The sequence below is a fragment of the Streptomyces sp. NPDC107575 genome (assembly GCF_055657265.1).
Window position 1 is genome coordinate 919,537 of sequence record NZ_JBVKBG010000003.1, and the last position, 17,203, is coordinate 936,739.

11 protein-coding genes are annotated in these 17,203 nt (G+C 71.9%); 1 reads left to right on the forward strand and 10 read right to left on the reverse strand.

The features are described from left to right. Positions 1 to 47: 47 nt before the first annotated feature. From ACZ7L4_RS17445 to proB, 3 genes are all read right to left on the reverse strand, one after another. On the reverse strand, positions 48 to 1,337 hold the full coding sequence (locus ACZ7L4_RS17445) for a glutamate-5-semialdehyde dehydrogenase (RefSeq protein ID WP_472103377.1): 1,290 nt from the start codon (positions 1,335 to 1,337) through the stop codon (positions 48 to 50). Between the two features lie 152 nt (positions 1,338 to 1,489). After that, positions 1,490 to 1,966 carry a hypothetical protein gene (locus tag ACZ7L4_RS17450; RefSeq protein ID WP_472103379.1) on the reverse strand — a complete coding sequence of 159 codons (477 nt, stop codon included), beginning with the start codon at positions 1,964 to 1,966 and terminating at the stop codon, positions 1,490 to 1,492. 167 nt (positions 1,967 to 2,133) lie between these two features. Then, on the reverse strand, positions 2,134 to 3,240 hold the full coding sequence (gene proB / locus ACZ7L4_RS17455; RefSeq protein WP_472103381.1) for a glutamate 5-kinase: 1,107 nt from the start codon (positions 3,238 to 3,240) through the stop codon (positions 2,134 to 2,136). Between the two features lie 307 nt (positions 3,241 to 3,547). On the opposite strand from proB, the gene ACZ7L4_RS17460 reads away from it, so the two are divergent. Further along, positions 3,548 to 5,629, forward strand: coding sequence for a hypothetical protein (locus tag ACZ7L4_RS17460; protein WP_472103383.1), 2,082 nt, complete (start codon positions 3,548 to 3,550; stop codon positions 5,627 to 5,629). Between the two features lie 1,724 nt (positions 5,630 to 7,353). Here the strand turns inward: ACZ7L4_RS17460 and obgE are convergent. The 7 genes from obgE to ACZ7L4_RS17495 all read right to left on the reverse strand — a co-directional run bounded on the left by obgE (position 7,354) and on the right by ACZ7L4_RS17495 (position 17,169). Beyond that, the gene (gene obgE / locus ACZ7L4_RS17465) at positions 7,354 to 8,802 is read right to left on the reverse strand and encodes a GTPase ObgE (RefSeq protein ID WP_450816861.1); all 1,449 of its coding nucleotides are present in this window, start codon (positions 8,800 to 8,802) and stop codon (positions 7,354 to 7,356) included. Positions 8,803 to 8,929: 127 nt separating this feature from the next. After that, the gene (rpmA, locus tag ACZ7L4_RS17470) at positions 8,930 to 9,184 is read right to left on the reverse strand and encodes a 50S ribosomal protein L27 (protein ID WP_266719696.1); all 255 of its coding nucleotides are present in this window, start codon (positions 9,182 to 9,184) and stop codon (positions 8,930 to 8,932) included. A 14-nt stretch (positions 9,185 to 9,198) separates the two neighbouring features. Continuing rightward, entirely contained in the window at positions 9,199 to 9,519 is a 321-nt protein-coding gene (gene rplU, locus ACZ7L4_RS17475) for a 50S ribosomal protein L21 (protein WP_450816860.1), read from the reverse strand. A 186-nt stretch (positions 9,520 to 9,705) separates the two neighbouring features. Further along, on the reverse strand, positions 9,706 to 11,019 hold the full coding sequence (locus ACZ7L4_RS17480) for a phospholipase D-like domain-containing protein (RefSeq protein WP_472103386.1): 1,314 nt from the start codon (positions 11,017 to 11,019) through the stop codon (positions 9,706 to 9,708). Between the two features lie 214 nt (positions 11,020 to 11,233). Beyond that, entirely contained in the window at positions 11,234 to 15,241 is a 4,008-nt protein-coding gene (locus tag ACZ7L4_RS17485; protein ID WP_472103388.1) for an Rne/Rng family ribonuclease, read from the reverse strand. A 250-nt stretch (positions 15,242 to 15,491) separates the two neighbouring features. Further along, positions 15,492 to 16,295: a TIGR03936 family radical SAM-associated protein gene (locus ACZ7L4_RS17490; RefSeq protein WP_472103390.1), complete on the reverse strand. Its 804-nt coding sequence runs from the start codon at positions 16,293 to 16,295 to the stop codon at positions 15,492 to 15,494. Positions 16,296 to 16,341: 46 nt separating this feature from the next. Next, complete coding sequence (locus ACZ7L4_RS17495) at positions 16,342 to 17,169, reverse strand: hypothetical protein (protein WP_472103392.1); 828 nt, start codon at positions 17,167 to 17,169, stop codon at positions 16,342 to 16,344. Positions 17,170 to 17,203 lie beyond the last annotated feature (34 nt).

Consider the following 17,203-nt stretch of genomic DNA (forward strand, 5'->3'; position numbering starts at 1 on the left):
GTCCAGCGTAGACCGAAGGGGTCAATTTGGGCAGACGGTGCGGGAATTCATCGTGTGTGGCCGTCGCCCGTGACGATGTACTTCGTGCTCGTCAGCTCGGGCAGGCCCATGGGGCCGCGGGCGTGCAGCTTCTGCGTGGAGATGCCGATCTCGGCGCCGAAGCCGAACTGGCCGCCGTCGGTGAACCGCGTCGAGGCGTTGACGGCGACGGTCGTGGAGTCGACGAGCTGCGTGAAGCGGCGGGCCGCCTGCTGCGAGGTGGTCACGATGGCCTCGGTGTGCCCGGAGGACCACAGGCGGATGTGCTCGATCGCCCGGTCCATGTCGTCGACGACCGCGGCCGCGATGTCGTAACTGAGGTACTCGGTCTCCCAGTCGTCGTGGTGCGCCTCGACGACCTCCGCCTTCGACTGCGGGGCGTACGCGAGGATCCGCTGGTCCCCGTGCACGGTGACGCCCGCCTCCGCGAGCGCGTCCAGGGCGCGCGGCACGAACGCGTCGGCGATGTCCTTGTGGACGAGGAGCGTCTCGGCGGCGTTGCACACCGAGACGCGGTGCGCCTTGGAGTTGACCAGGATGTCGACCGCCATGTCGAGGTCGGCGTCGGCGTCCACGTAGACGTGGCAGTTGCCGGTGCCCGTCTCGATGACGGGGACGGTCGAGTTCTCCACGACGTTCTTGATCAGCGAGGCGCCGCCGCGCGGGATCAGCACGTCGACCAGGCCGCGGGCGCGCATCAGCTCGGTCACCGAGTCGCGGCTCTCGCCGGGGACGAGCTGGATCGCGTCGGCGGGCAGACCCGCGCCGCCGACGGCGTCGCGCAGCACGCGGACGAGCGCGGTGTTCGACTCGTACGCCGAGGAACTGCCGCGCAGCAGTACCGCGTTGCCCGACTTGAGGCAGAGGGCGGCGGCGTCGACCGTGACGTTCGGACGGGCCTCGTAGATGATGCCGACGACGCCGAGCGGGACGCGGACCTGGCGCAGGTCGATGCCGTTCGGGAGCGTGTTGCCGCGGACGACGGTGCCGATCGGGTCGGGCAGGGCGATGACGTCGCGCACGTCGGAGGCGATGGCCCGCACGCGCTCCGGGGTGAGCGTGAGCCGGTCGATGATCGCCTCGGGGGTGCCGGCCTCGCGGGCCTTGGCGATGTCCTTGGCGTTGGCCTCGACGATCTCGGCGGTGCGCACTTCCAGGGCGTCGGCGATGGCGCCGAGGGCGTCGTCCTTCTCGGCGCGCGGCAGGGCGGCGAGGTCGTGGGCGGCGGACCGTGCGCGGTACGCGGTCTGGGTGACCGGGGTCATCGAGTCGTACGGGTTCAGCGGCAGCGACGTCATGCTCCGCAGGGTATCGGGGGCGTGGTGCACGTCCACCTTGTGTTTCGGGGGGTGAGACATGGCTGAAATGCGGCCTTGGCCACAGGGGGTGAGGTTTCCGCCTCGGGAGGGTCACATGTACTGCTGCGCGCAGTTCCCCGCGCCCCTTTTGCCTAGAACGGGTGCACGCCGACCGGAGTGGCCGGCAAGGGGCCGTAGCCCTCGGCGATGCGGTGGTGGTAGGTCTGGCGGTCGATGACCTCCAGGCCGACGATTTCCCAGGGCGGGAGCTGGGACGTGCGGCGGTGTTCGCCCCACAGGCGCAGCGCCACCGCGGCCGCGTCGTGCAGGTCGCGGGCCTCTTCCCAGTAGCGGATCTCGGCGTGGTCCACCGCGTAGCGGCTCGTCAGCAGGAAGGGGTGGTCGTGCGCGAGCTGTTCGAGGCCGCGGCGCACCTCCGCGAGCGGGGCCTCGGCGCCGGAGACGCTGAGCGTGACGTGCCACAGGCGGGGCCCCTCCTCGGCACTCCCCTCAGCGGCTTCCCCCGCGGTCTCCTCGTCGTACGCGTCTCCCGCGGCCACGCTCGTCAGCGCCCGCTCCGCCGACCCTCGGGGCCCCTTGGACGCGGCCCCCGGGCGCGCTCGTCTCACGACGGCCTCCTCTGCGCAATGGTCGTGCGGACCTTCCCTGGATGAACTCCCTGCCTCAAGAGTTGAGCAGGACACGGAGCTTCTTGGGGCGGTTTTGGGGAAGGTCCCCCACGGGTGGCAGGCTTTCGGCCTTTCACACAGGGGATTTCGAAGGCGCGCGGCCCGTTTCAAGCCTGGAGGATGACCAGGTCGTCCCTGTGTACGACTTCCCGCTCGTAGGCGGGACCGAGGTCGCGGGCCAGCTCGCGCGTGGAGCGGCCGATCAGCTGCGGGATCTCCTTGGCGTCGAAGTTGACGAGCCCGCGGGCGACCGCGCGCCCCCGCTCGTCGCGCAGCTCGACCGGGTCGCCCGCGCCGAATTCGCCCTCCACGGCCGCGATCCCGGCGGGCAGCAGCGATTTGCGCCGCTCGACCACGGCCCGGACGGCGCCGTCGTCGAGGGTGATCGCGCCCTGCGGCGTCGAGGCGTGCTGCAGCCACAGCAGGCGGTCGGCGCTGCGGCGGCCCGTGGAGTGGAAGTACGTGCCGGTGTCGCGGGCGGCGAGGGCGTCGGCGGCGTGCGTGGCGCTCGTCAGCACCACCGGGATGCCGGCGGCCGCGGCGATCGAGGCGGCCTCGACCTTGGTGACCATGCCGCCGGTGCCGACGCCCGCCTTCCCGGCCGAGCCGATCTTGACGTGCGCTATGTCGGCGGGGCCGCGCACCTCGGCGATGCGGGAGCTGCCGGGCTTGCTGGGGTCGCCGTCGTAGAGGCCGTCGACGTCGGAGAGCAGGACGAGGAGGTCCGCGTGGACGAGGTGGGCGACGAGGGCCGCGAGCCGGTCGTTGTCCCCGAAACGGATCTCGTCCGTGGCCACCGTGTCGTTCTCGTTGACGATGGGGAAGGAGCCCATCGCCAGGAGCTGGTCGAGGGTCCGCGAGGCGTTGCGGTGGTGGGCGCGGCGGGCCATGTCGTCGCTGGTCAGGAGGACCTGGCCGACGCGGACGCCGTAGCGCGCGAAGGAGGCGGTGTAGCGGGCGACCAGGAGGCCCTGACCGACGCTCGCCGCGGCCTGCTGGCGGGCGAGGTCCTTGGGGCGACGGGTCAGGCCCAGCGGGGCGAGTCCGGCGGCGATGGCACCGGAGGAGACCAGGACGATCTCCTTCTCTCCCCCGCTGCGCTGCTTCGCCAGTACGTCGACGAGCGCGTCGACGCGGTCCGCGTCCAGGCCCCCCGCCGCCGTCGTGAGTGACGACGATCCGACCTTGACGACGATCCGGCGGGCATCCGCCACGCCCTGCCGTGACGTCCCCGACGCTGCCCCAGTTGTTGCCCCTGACATGCCTGGCAATGTACGTGACCTGCCCCTTCGGCCGCTCTTGGGTTTCGAGGTACGGACAGGGCCGTGGACGCCCGGTAATCAAGAAAGGGAGTTGGTCCCCGCGCATTCACGCCATTTGCCCGTGTTTCTGCTGCTTACGGCCCTGGAGGATTGCTAGGGGGCCACAGAAAGTCATACGGTCAGTGGTCAGCATTTCCGCGAGGTGGACCTCCCCCACGGTCCCCCCACCCTCCGAGACCCCCTGCCAGGAGCCCAGCCCGTGCCCTCCGCCGGACGTGCCTCGCGCCGCCTCGTGCAGCTTTCCGCGCTGTTCACGATGTTCGCGCTCTATGTGGCCCAGCTCGTCAGCGCGCTCGTTCCATACGTACCCGTCTTCGTCGCCGCGAGCGCGGCCGGACTCGCCCTCGACACCTACCTGCAGTACAAGCAGCCGGGGCTGCTCTCGCTGCTCGGCAAGATCCGCTTCGACGTGACGGTGCGGCAACTGCTGCGCGACATGCTGATCTTCGTCGGCCTGCTGCGCATCAGCGGCATCAACCCGCTCGACGAGCAGGCGCCGCTGCTGGTCATGGTGCTGGCGATGTACCTGCTGCACTTCGCCTGCCAGGCGGCCGCGGTGCTGGTGCGCCGCACCCGTACGCTGCCGATCGTCACGCGCAACATCGACGCGTCCGCGCTGAACCTGTGCAAGTCGCCGCCGAGGCTCCTCGCCCGGCGCGCGGCCCACCGCCTGCTGACCTTCGCGATCCCCTCCACGCTCGGCCTGGTGATCACGGCCGCGACGACCAACGCGGTGTGGGGCGTCATCGGCATCGGCGTCTCGATCGCCCTGTTCCTCGTCGGCACGGTCTTCCTCGGCACGTGGCTGCTGCCGAAGAAGCGTCCGGTGAGCGACGCCAAGGTCATGGAGTGGCTCGACGCGTGGCTGGCCGAGTACCGGCCGACCGTCGGCATGTACTTCTCCGGCGGCACCACCTCCGCGTACCAGGCGAACATGTGGCTCTCCACGCTCGCCGACGTCGACGGCAAGCCGCTGCTCGTGCTGCGCGAGCGCTTCATGGTGAACAAGATCGACGCCACCGACGTGCCGATCATCTGCTTCCCGAAGGTCGCCACGATGTTCTCCCTGGAGAACTCGACGCTGAAGATGCTGCTGCACCCGGCGAACGCCGCGAAGACCTCGCAGGTCCTGCGCATCCCCACGATCAAGCACGCCTTCATCAACCACGGCGAGTCCGACAAGCTGTCGTCCTGCAACCCGTACGCCAAGGCGTACGACGAGGTGTGGGTGGCGGGCCCCGCGGCGCGCGACCGCTACCAGCTCGCCGACGTCGGCGTCGACGACAAGGACGTCGTGGAGGTGGGCCGCCCGCAGCTGGCGCCCATCCAGCTGGCGTCCGGCCCGGCCACCGGCGAGTACACGACGGTCCTGTACGCCCCCACCTGGGAGGGCTGGGACGGCAATCCGGGCAACACCTCGGTGATCCTCGCCGGCGAGAACATCGTCCGGCAGCTGCTCGACGACCCCAAGGTCCGGCTCATCTACAAGCCGCACCCGATGACCGGTTCGCAGGTCCCCGCCGCCGGTGAGGCCAACAAGCGGATCATGGCGATGATCCAGGAGGCCAACACGCGTCGCTCCGGCGCGCGTCCGGGTCCCGAGGCCGCCGTCGAGCTGGAGCGGCGCTTCGAGGCGCTGAACGAGCTGACCTCCACCAAGTTCCCCAAGGGCACCGACGAGCAGGAGCGGATGCTGCTCCAGGGCGAGCCGGACGGGAACCGGGCCGCCGCGGTGGCCGAGGCGACGGCGGCGTGGGAGGAGGCGTACTGGGCGTCCTTCCCCGAGTGGGAGCACCTGATCATCACGCAGGCGCGGCCCGCGATCTTCACGTGCTTCAACGCGGCCGACGTCCTCATCTCCGATGTCTCCTCGGTCGTCTCCGACTGGCTGAGCAGCGAGAAGCCGTACGCGGTGGCCAACACGTCCGGCCTCACGGAGGACGAGTTCCGCACCGGTTTCCCGACGGTGCGTGCGGCGACGGTGCTCGCGCCCGAGGCGACCGAGATCCCCGGCCTGCTCGCGGTCGTCCGCGGCGAGGCGGAGGACACGCACGCCGAGGCCCGGGTGGCCCTGAAGGAGCACCTCCTCGGGCCGTCGGACCCGCCCTCCATCGACCGTTTCAACGCGGCGGTGCGGGCGCTGTGCGCGAAGGCGGACGAGCGGCGGGCGCGGATGGCGGCGCGCGGCGAGGACGAGATTCCGTCGACCCGCGAGGACTCCGTCGAGGAGCAGGTGGCGGAGGTGTCGGAGGCGGAGCCCGAGGACACGGTCACTGCGTAGCGCCTGACCCGTACGCACGTGGGGCCCGGGAGACCACCTCCCGGGCCCTTCGGCGTACGCCCTGCCGGCGTGACGGCCTCGGGGCTCCTCCCCGGGCCCGCGAGGTCCGCGTACGCCCTGGCGGCGTGACGCGCTCGGGGCTCCTCCCGGGGCTGGCTTTGCCGAACCGGCGTTACGCCCTCGGGGCTCCGCCCCGGCCCCCGCGCCTCAAACGCCGGCGGGGCTCCAAAAGATCGGGGCTCCGCGTGCGTCGCCCCGGAACGGGGCCTGATCGGCCCACCCCACCCGTCGCAGGGCTCGAGCACCGCACCCGCTGCAGGGCTTGAGTAACCCACTCGCTGCGAGGGCTCAAGCGCCCCACCGCCGCACGGTCTCGAGTGCCCAACCCGCCGCAAGGTCTTGTTCCACCGACACCGGCGCTACGGCCCGTGCCACCGCCCATCTCCCACCCACCGCCCCCTCCAGGGGCGTCGGCCTCACGGCGAGACGCACCCTGCCTGCGGCCAACCACCACCAAGCCCGCCCCCTCACCCATTGCAGCGCCACCGCCTTGGGCCCCCACCCGCGGCACCGAGGCCCGCCACTGCCCAGGGCAATCTGCCCCGCCCGTCTCCCGACCGGCGACAGCGAAGACCGCGCCCGCCTTGAGCAACCCCGCCCCAGGCCCAACTCCCCACCCGCAACACCGAGAGCCGACACCGCCTCGGGCAACCCGCCCTGGCCCGCCTCCCCACCGCGACAGCAAGAGCCGACACCGCCTCGAGCAACCCACCCTGGTCTGGCTCCCGCCCTGCCACGCCGAGGGGCCACCCGTCTCGGGCAATCTCCCTCAGCCCCGGCTTCCCACCCGGAACACCGAGGTTCGCCGCCCACCCTGAGCACCCGTCCCGCCCTGGCTCCCCACCCGGAACGCCGAGGACCGCCCCCGCCTCGGGCAGCCCACCCCCAGCCCGGCTCCCCACCGGCGACAGCGAAGAACGCCACCGCCTCAGGCGTCTCCCCCAGGCCCAACTCCCCACCCGCCATGCCGAGGATCGCCACCGCCTCAGGCAGCCCAACCCAGCCCGGCTCCCACCTCGCGACGCCGATGGCCACCCCGCCTCGGACAATCTGCCTCAGGCCCGGCTCCCCACCCGGGACGGCGAGGTCCGCCCCCGCCTCGGACAATCTGCCCCAGGCCCAGCTCCCCACCCGGGACGGCGAGGGCCGCCCCCGCCTTGGGCAATCTGCCGCCTGGGGCGGCAGGGTAGGCAAGGCGGCGCCACGATGCCGCGCAACAGAGGCCGCGGGGCCCGGCCCCGCCGACCTGGCGAACGACGGCGCCGCGCAACGCAGACGGCTGGCCCCGGAGGGCCGAAGCCCCCGGAGGGGGCGGGCGGTGGGAGATGGGCGCAGGACGTGCAGTGCCCGGGCGCCCGAGGGGGGGCGACTGGTGGGAGACGTGAGCAAGAGGTGCCGTACCCGGCAACCGGACGGGCCGGTGGTGGGAGATGCGCCCAAGACGCGCAGTACCCGACAGCCCGAGGGGGGCGGCTGATAGGAGACAGGAGCAACACAACACGGCAGTACCCGGACCCGGCAGCGGAGAGGACGGCCGATAGGAGGTGAGCGCAAGACCTGCAACACCGGCAGACCGTTACGCCTGCCACCACCTCCGCACCGTCGCCCCCCCAACAACAAAGCGGGCCGCACCCGAAGGTGCGGCCCGCCCCATCGCCCGATGGTTAGAACGGGTTGAAGTCGTCGAACTCCTGCTGGGACTCGTCCCGCTCCGCCTGGCGGTCGCGGCGGCGCTGCGCGGCCGGGCGGGGCGCCTCCATGCGGTGGTCCTCGCCACGGCGACCGAGCATCTCGGCACCCGCCATCATCGTCGGCTCCCAGTCGAAGACGACCGCGTTGTCCTCGGGACCGATCGCGACACCGTCGCCGTGCTTGGCGCCCGCCTTCATCAGCTCGTCCTCGACACCGAGCCGGCTGAGCCGGTCCGCGAGGTAGCCGACGGCCTCGTCGTTGTTGAAGTCGGTCTGCCGCACCCAGCGCTCCGGCTTCTCGCCGCGGACGCGGAACAGCGGCTCGCCGTCGGCGTCCTCGCGCTTGACGGTGAAGCCCGCGTCGTCCACGGCCTTGGGCCGGATGACGATCCGGGTCGCCTCGTCCTTCGGCTTCGCGGCCCGCGCCTCGCCCACCAGCTCGGCGAGCGCGTACGACAGCTCCTTGAGGCCCTTGTGGGCGACGGCCGACACCTCGAAGACGCGGTAGCCGCGCTCCTCCAGGTCGGGCCGCACCATGTCGGCGAGGTCCTGGCCGTCGGGCACGTCGATCTTGTTCAACACCACGAGGCGCGGGCGGTTCTCCAGGCCCGCGCCGTACTCCTTCAGCTCCGCCTCGATGACGTCCAGGTCGGACACCGGGTCGCGGTCGGACTCGAGCGTCGCCGTGTCGAGTACGTGCACGAGCACGCTGCAGCGCTCCACGTGCCGCAGGAACTCCAGGCCGAGGCCCTTGCCCTGGCTGGCGCCGGGGATGAGGCCCGGCACGTCGGCGATCGTGTAGACGGTCGCGCCGGCCGTCACCACGCCCAGGTTCGGGACCAGCGTCGTGAACGGGTAGTCCGCGATCTTCGGCTTGGCGGCGGAGAGCACCGAGATCAGCGAGGACTTGCCGGCGCTCGGGTAGCCGACGAGCGCCACGTCCGCGACGGTCTTCAGCTCCAGGAGGACGTCGCCCTCGTCGCCCGGCACACCGAGCAGCGCGAAGCCGGGCGCCTTGCGGCGGGCCGAGGCGAGGGCCGCGTTGCCGAGGCCGCCGCGGCCGCCCTGCGCGGCGATGTAGGTGGTGCCCTGGCCGACGAGGTCGGCGAGCACATTGCCCTGCTTGTCGAGGACCACCGTGCCGTCGGGCACCGGCAGGACCAGGTCCTGGCCGTCCTTGCCCGAGCGGTTGTCGCCCGCGCCGGGCGCGCCGTTCGTCGCCTTGCGGTGCGGCGAGTGGTGATAGTCGAGCAGCGTCGTGACGTCCTGGTCGACGACCAGGATCACGTCACCGCCACGGCCGCCGTTGCCGCCGTCCGGGCCGCCGAGCGGCTTGAACTTCTCACGGTGGACGGAGGCACAGCCGTGGCCCCCGCTACCCGCGGCGACATGAAGTTCGACGCGGTCCACGAAGGTGGTCATGGTTCAGTGCCTCCAGAAACGTACGGAAATGTCTCTACTTCAACACGCGAAAGGCGGACCCGCTTCCCCGGTGGGGAAGTGAGGTCCGCCTCGCGAAAAAATCCAGGTCAGAAAGCCCTCAGGCGTTTCAGACGACCGGGACGATGTTCACGACCTTACGGCCACGGTGGGTACCGAACTCCACCGCGCCGGCGTCGAGCGCGAACAGCGTGTCGTCCTTGCCGCGGCCGACGCCGTTGCCCGGGTGGAAGTGGGTGCCGCGCTGGCGGACCAGGATCTCACCGGCGTTGACGGCCTGACCGCCGAAGCGCTTCACGCCGAGCCGCTGAGCATTGGAATCGCGCCCGTTCCGAGTGGACGATGCGCCCTTCTTGTGTGCCATCTTGTCTCAGTCCCTTACTTCGCAGCCGTGGGGATACCGGTGACCTTGATCGCCGTGTACTGCTGGCGGTGACCCTGGCGACGGCGGTAGCCGGTCTTGTTCTTGTAGCGAAGGATGTCGATCTTCGCGCCCTTGTGGTGGTCCACGACCTCGGCCTGGACCTTGATGCCGGCCAGCACCCACGGGTCGCTGGTCACGGCTTCGCCGTCGACAACGAGCAGCGTAGAGAGCTCTACGGCGTCGCCAACCTTGGCGGTGGAAATCTTGTCAACCTCAACGATGTCGCCGACAGCAACCTTGTGCTGGCGACCACCGCTGCGCACGATGGCGTACACGCGGATCTCTCTCTCGCTCGGAACGGAACCCCCGCAGTCCAGCCGCACGAGGCGGCCTCTCCCGGATTTCACGAGGAACTCCGGGAGGAAAAAGGTTTACGGGAGTGCGGCGTATCGATGGACACGCCGACGGTCAAGGTTACGGGTCGCCCCACGGAAGGGCAAACCGGCCCCTGCCCTCGGGGCTCAGGTGGTCTTGACCTCACCGTCCTGCGGCAGCGTCTTGACGCCCTTGCACAGGTTCGTGTTGTCCGAGACCCCCGGGTACGCGACGCCCCACACCTTGTTGAAGTGCGTGCGGTACGTGTCGTGCACGGAGTCGTCGTCGATCTTGACGTACGCCTCGTCGTTCTCGCGCAGCGCCGGGTTCGAGGCGTTCTGCGAGCCGGTGAAGGTGATCTTGTTGCGCGCGCCGTCGTACACGCCGTCGATCGCCACGTACTTGGTGTGGATGATGTACGGCGTCGTCGGCGAGGTCCGCGGGTCGTTGTAACAGCGCACCGGCGGGGCGCCGGAGGCGTGCATCGACTTCCAGGTGCCGCTGTCGGACGTCGCGTACTCGATCTGGACCGTACAGCCCGCCTTCTTCAGCGAGACCAGCTTGTCGGCGATGGCCTGCCGGGTGATCTGGAAGATCGCGGCGCGCACGATCGTCCGCTTCATGGTGCCGGTCGCCGCGTCCTTGTAGGTGCAGGAGACGTTGTTGAGCACCGAGTGCAGCGTGTCCGTGGAGTTCGTGGTGCCGGCCCGCGGAAAGAAGTACGCCTTGTAGCGGCCGTTGCTGACCGTGCGGTAGTCCCAGTTCGCCCAGTCCTTGACGACCATGTCGTCGAAGTAGTCCGAGTACGCGCCGTAGAGGACCCGGTTGTTGGGCAGCTGGAGCGCGTCGTTGAAGAACTTGGTGCTCGCGGACGGCGTGGAGTTCGCCGTGGTCTGCACGACGACGTTCGTGGCGCCCTCCACGGCCGAGAACAGCCAGAACTTGTTGTGCATGATCGACTTCCCGAACTTCGGGTCGCCGAGGCAGGACTTGTTCGTGGGGCACAGCTGCACGAAGGACGGGTTGGCGCGGCTGGTGCCGAAGAGCGCGACCAGCTGCGAGTAGACCGTGTTGTCCGGCCGGTCCGTCTTGCTGGTCGAGTCGAGCAGGATCTGCACGCGCACACCGCGGTCCCTGGCCCGCTTCAGCGCGTCGACGATCGTCTGCTCCCACACGTGGAACACCGCGACCTTGATGGTCGATCCCGGCAGCGCCGCGTCGGTCAGCTCGACGAGCCGGGTACGGATGGCGTACTGCTGCTGGGGCGTGCCCAGTGGGTCGTTGAAGATCGGCCCCTCGGTCCAGGTCCGTGCCTCGTCCGCCTGCGCGGTTCCCCCGGCCGACACCGCCTGCACCCCGGCCGCGGAGAGCACGGTGGCCAGGGCCACCATCTGCCGTCCGCCCTTGGCCGGCTTCTCGGCACGGTGTCTGCCCGTGCCTCTGAGACGCACGTGCGCCATCGCATTCCCTCCCCTGACACGAGTACGCGTCTCCCCAACGCCCACCCGAGTCCTTCACTTGTATGACTGCATGAGTTTTACAGGCAGTTGGCCGTGCTCCAAGAGGCGGGGTGCAAACAAGTGGTCTTCGCGGTCCCCCGTGCACGCCGCACACGACGACGCCCCCGCACAGCGCTGCTGTGCGGGGGCGTCGCTGCCCTGTACGGGCGGTGCCTCAGGCCTCGTCGGCCGCGGCCGAGACGGACGGCAGCGACTGCTGCTCGGCCGCCGCGGTCTTCTTCGCGGTCGTCTTCTTGGCCGTCGTCTTCTTGGCGGCGGTCTTCTTGGCGGTCGCGGTGGTCTTCTTCGCCGCGGTCGCCTTCTTGGCCGTCGCCTTCTTGGCGGCGGTCTTCTTGGCCGCCGTCTTCTTGGCGGGCGCCTCGTCCTCGGCCGTGTCGGCCGCGGCCGCCTCGGTCGTGGCCTTCTTGGCGGCCGTCTTCTTGGTGGCGGCCTTCTTCGCCGTCGCCTTCTTGGCCGTCTTGCGGGCGGCCTTCTTGGCGGCGGGCGCCTCCTCGGCCTCCACAGGCGCGGCGTCCTGGGCGGGCGCCTCGTCCGCGGCCGACGGGACGACCACGACGGTCGGGTCCCCGGCGGTGGTCGGGGCGGTCGCCTTGCGGACGGCGCGACGGCGCGGGCGGGCCGGGGCCGCGGCCTCGGTCACCTCCGCCTTCGGCGCCTCGGGCTCGGCGGCCTTCGGCTCCTCGATGGGCTCGGCCTTGACCGGCTCCGTGACGGTCACCGCGGCGGCCTCCTCGGAGGACGCCTTCGGGGAACCGGCGGGAGCGGACGCCTTGCGCGTGGCACGGCGGCGCGGGCGCGGCGCGGGGGCCTCGTCCTGCACCGGCTCGGGCGCGACGGCCTCGGCCGGCTCGGCGGCCTTCGGCTCAGCGGCCTGCGGCTCCTCGACGACCGGTTCGGGCGCCGGAGCCTCGGCCTCGGCGGCCCTGCGCTCAGCGGCCCGCTCGGCCTTCGACTTCCTGCCGGACCGCGCCGGCTTCTCGGCCTCCGCCTGCGGGGCGCCGGCCGGGGCCGACACACGGCGCGTGGCGCGGCGACGCGAGCGGCCGCGGCTGCCCGCTGCGGCCTCCGCCTCGGCGGCGCTGGAGTACAGCTCCTCGTCCGGGACGAACTCCGGCTCCGGCAGCGCTGCGGGGGCCGCGACCTCCGCGGCGACCTCGGCCTCGGTCTCCGTCTCGGGCTCGGTCTGCTCCGCGGCCGGGGCTGCCTCGTTGACGTGCGACTCGTGCTGGTGCTCGCCGTTGCCGCCGCGACCGCGCTTCTTGCGCTTGCCGCCGCCACCGCCGGAGGCGGGCTGCTCCATGTGCACGATGACGCCGCGGCCGTTGCAGTGCACGCAGGTCTCGGAGAAGGACTCCAGAAGGCCCTGGCCGACGCGCTTGCGGGTCATCTGGACCAGGCCGAGCGAGGTCACCTCGGCGACCTGGTGCTTGGTGCGGTCCCTGCCCAGGCATTCGAGCAGGCGCCGCAGGACCAGGTCCCGGTTGGACTCCAGGACCATGTCGATGAAGTCGATGACGACGATGCCGCCCAGGTCGCGCAGCCGCAGCTGGCGCACGATCTCCTCGGCCGCCTCCAGGTTGTTCCTGGTCACGGTCTCTTCGAGGTTGCCGCCCTGGCCGGTGAACTTACCGGTGTTGACGTCGACCACGATCATGGCCTCGGTCTTGTCGATCACCAGGGAGCCGCCGGAGGGCAGCCACACCTTGCGGTCGAGTGCCTTGGCGAGCTGCTCGTCGATCCGGTACGTCGCGAAGACGTCGACCTCGGACGTCCACTTGGAAAGACGGTCGGAGAGGTCGGGCGCCACGTGGTTGACGTAGCCGTGGATGGTGTCCCACGCCTCGTCACCGCTGACGATGACCTTGGAGAAGTCCTCGTTGAAGATGTCGCGCACGACGCGGACGGTCATGTCCGGCTCGCCGTACAGCAGGCTCGGCGACGAGGTCGAGATCTGCTTGGACTTCTTCTGGATGTCCTCCCACTGGGCCTGCAGACGCTCGACGTCGCGGCGCAGCTCGTCCTCGCTCGCGCCCTCGGCGGCGGTGCGCACGATGACGCCCGCGTCCTCGGGGACGATCTTCTTGAGGATGGTCTTCAGGCGCGCGCGCTCGGTGTCGGGCAGCTTGCGGCTGATGCCGGTCATCGAGCCCTCGGGCACGTAGACCAGGTAGCGGCCGGGCAGCGAGACCTGGCTGGTCAGGCGGGCGCCCTTGTGGCCGATCGGGTCCTTGGTGACCTGCACGAGCACGGACTGGCCGGACTTGAGGGCGGTCTCGATGCGGCGCGGCCCGTTGGCCATGCCGAGCGCCTCGAAGTTGACCTCACCGGCGTAGAGCACCGCGTTGCGGCCCTTGCCGATGTCGATGAAGGCGGCCTCCATCGACGGCAGCACGTTCTGGACCTTGCCCAGGTAGACGTTGCCGACGTACGAGGTCGACTGCTCCTTGTTGACGTAGTGCTCGACGAGGATGTCGTCCTCGAGCACGCCGATCTGGGTGCGCTCGCCGTGCTGGCGGACCACCATGACGCGCTCGACGGCCTCGCGGCGCGCCAGGAACTCGGCCTCGGTGATGATCGGGACGCGGCGGCGACCCTGCTCACGGCCCTCGCGGCGGCGCTGCTTCTTGGCCTCCAGACGCGTGGAGCCCTTGATGGACTGCACCTCGTCCGAGGACGTGGACTTCTCTTCCTTCTTGCGCGGCTCGCGGACCTTCACGACCGTGCGCTCCGGGTCGTCGGTCGGCTGCTCGCCGTCCGAGGAGCTGTCCCCGGCGCGACGGCGCCGGCGACGGCGGCGACGGCTGCTGCTGGAGCCGCCGGAACCGGCGGACTCGTCGCGCTGCTCGTCGTCCTCCGCGTGCTCGTCGTCGGACTCCGCGGCGGCCGGCTCGGCGTCCTCGTCGGAGGCGCCGGACTCCTGCTCGTTCTCGGAGTCGTTGTCGACGTCGCCGGACTCGCCGCGGCGACGGCGACGGCCGCCCCGACGGCGGCGGCGGGCCGGGCGGTCCCCGTGCTCGTCCTGCTCGTCGCTCTCGCCGTTCTCCTCGGACCGCTGGTCCTGGGCCTCGGTCTCGGCGGCGGCCTCGGGGACCTCGGTCTCCTTGGGCGCCTCTGCGGCGGCGGGCTGCTCGTCGGAGGCGCGACGGCGGCGACGGTTGCGGCGCGGCCCCTGGTCCTCCTCGACGACCGCGGGGGCCTGCTCGGGCTCGGGCTGCTTCTCGACGGCGGCCTCGGCCGCGGCAGCGGCGGCGGCCCGCTCCGGCGTCTGGAACATCGGCTCGGTGAAGACGGGGGCCTGGAACGTGGCGACGGAGGCGCGCTTCGGGCGCGTCTCGTCGTCCTGCGCGTCCCGGCCGGCCCGCGCCGGCTTCGATCCGGACCTGGCGGACTTCGTGGCCTTGGTGGCCTTCGGCTCGGCGAAACCGCCGGCCGCCTTGCGGGTGGCACGGCGCCTGCGGCGCGGCGACTCGTCCTCGGCGCTCTCGGCGCTCTCGGTGTTCTCCGCGGCCTCGGCCTCGGGCGCCTTCTCGGCGGCGATGGCGTCGGAGACCTCGGGGGGACCGGCGGGCGCGCTCGGCGCGGAGGCGCCACGGGTGGCGCGGCGGCGGTTGCGGCGCGGGCCCGTGCCCTCGTCGGCGACCGGCTCCGGCTCGGCGGCGGGCGCCGCGGGCGCGGCCTCGGCCTGCGGCTCCTCGGCGGGGGCGGCCTCGGCGGCCGGGGCGTCCGGGGTCGACACGGTGCGGGTGGCGCGGCGACGGCCGCGGCGCGGGGCCGCGGGCTCCTCGACGGCGGCCGGCTCCGGCTCAGGGGCGGGCTCGGCGACCGGCTCGGCGGGCTCCGCCACCACGGTCGTCGGCTCGGCGGCCTGCGCGGGTGCACCGGCGGGCGCGGAGGCGCGTCGGGTCGCGCGGCGGCGCGGGCGGGCGGCGGGCGCCGGGGCCTCGGCGGCCGGGGAAGTCTCGGGGGTCTCGACGGGCGCCTCTTCGGCGGCCGGAGTCGGGGTGGCGGTGGCCGGTATGGCCACTGCGGCGTCCTCGGTGGCCTCGCCGGTCGCGGCGACCGGCGGGCCCGCGGGGCGCGAGGCGGCCCGGCGCCGACGGCGCGGGGGCAGGGTGTCGCTGGGGCTGTCCAGCTCAGGGTTGGTGGCTTCGGTCTCGGGCATGCGGGTGGATCTCCCGTCGGGCCTCCGGGCGCCGCGCCTGATCCGTGACCGGTGACGTCTGCGGCTCACGCGCATCGAGTCGAGCGCGGTGCCGCCGGTCCGGGGCGCGGGCGCCGCACGGAGGCTCTTTATGTCTGTTCTCGCCGGTTCCGGTACGCGATGTACGTACGGCCTGGCGAAAGTCCTTGGGTGGGTGCGCTGCCCGACCCAGATGGCTCCCGAGTACGAGGGCGGCGCTACGACGACCGCCTTACGCGGGACCTTCCACGGCAGGCGCCGTCGCGGTGGCAGTGCCGGCGGCCGCCTTTTGTGGGGCGGCCCGGTCTGCCTCGCGGTCGAGCGCGAGCGGGTCGGTCACCGTGCCTGTCTCTTCGTCGAAAAGCCCCTGCGCCAGCCTGGTCACCGCTGCGGGGACCGGCGGCGCCAGGTCGGCCACGGCGCGGAGACCGGACAGGACGTCGTCGGGTCGTACGGCAGGCGTCACGTGCCGAACAACCAGCCGCAGTATCGCACAGGCCGCCTCGCTGGGCCTATCAGCCGGACCAGCCGAAACGTCGGAGACCTCGATCGCGTCCAGAGCGACGACGGCCTCGCGGGCGTCGAACGTCCGGATCCCGCTCTTTGTCTTCCTCTGTACCTCGACGGTCTCCGCGGCGCGGAACGCCTCCGCGGCGCGCGCGGCCTCCTCGACGCTCACGCCGTCGAGCCGCAGCTCCCACACGGAGGCGGTGAGCCGGTCGGCGAGGCCCGAGGTGCGGGCCTCCACGGCGTCCACGATGTCGAGGCCCGTGGGCATCGACTCGTCGAGGAGCTGCCTGAGCTTCTCGGGGTCGCGCGGCGCGGTGAGCGCGATCTCCAGGTACTCGGCCTCACTGCCCGTGCCGGTGGGTGCGGCATTGGCGTAGGACACCTTCGGGTGCGGTGTGAACCCCGCCGAGTACGCCATGGGCACCTCGGCGCGGCGCAGCGCACGCTCGAAAGCACGCTGGAAGTCACGGTGGCTGGTGAACCGGAGGCGGCCGCGCTTGGTGTAGCGCAGACGGATGCGCTGCACCGCGGGTGCGGGCGGCGGGCCTACGGGCTGTCGCTTGCCCAGTGTCCTAGTCCTTAATGAATGCGGTCTTCGTGAGATCGGTCGTACTGCTGTCAAGACTACGTCCCTGCGGGCCGCCCGGTTCCCGCCGGTCGCTGACCTGCGGCTCAGGCCGCGGCGCCGGGCCGAAGAGCAACCGTCGCACGTCGGCCCGTGCCTGCCGGGCCGCGGCGCGCACGCTCGCGGCCACCCGCCCGACGGGCCGCAGCACGTAGTCGCGCACGACGTGCCCGACCGGGGTGAGCACGGTGCGGTACACCCAGCGCAGCGGATCGACGATCAGCCACCGCAGCGCCCGGCCGACGGCACGGGACACGTACCCGGCGATCCGCCACGCGAAGCACAGCGCGTGCCAGATCTCGCGCAGTACGACGCCGAGCGCGCGGCCGACCGGGGCGAGCACGTACGTCCACAGGGCGACCAGCGGCACGACGACCAACACCCGTACCAGCCAGGCGAGTCCGCGTCCGAGCGGCGCCAACACGTAGTCCCGCAGGGCCCGTCCGACGGGCGCGAGGACATGGACGTACAGCCACACCGCGGGGACGACCAGCAACACCCGTCCGAGCCAGGCGAGTCCACGCCCGATCGGCGCGAGCACGTACCGCCACAGCATCTGGAACGGCCACACGAGCAGCGCGTACAGCACCCAGCCGATCGCCCGCGCGAGCGGCAGCAGCAGCCACCGGCCGACGAAGCGGCCGACCGCCGCGAGCGCGTCCCACACGAGCCGCAGGGGCACCACGACGACGACCATCACGATCCGCAGCGGCAGCCGGACGGCCGTCACGAGGCAGCCCTCGGCGGCGGGATCGGGGCGCTTCTCCATGTCCATGTCTCTCCAGACGCGCGGGAGGCCGCCGCGGATG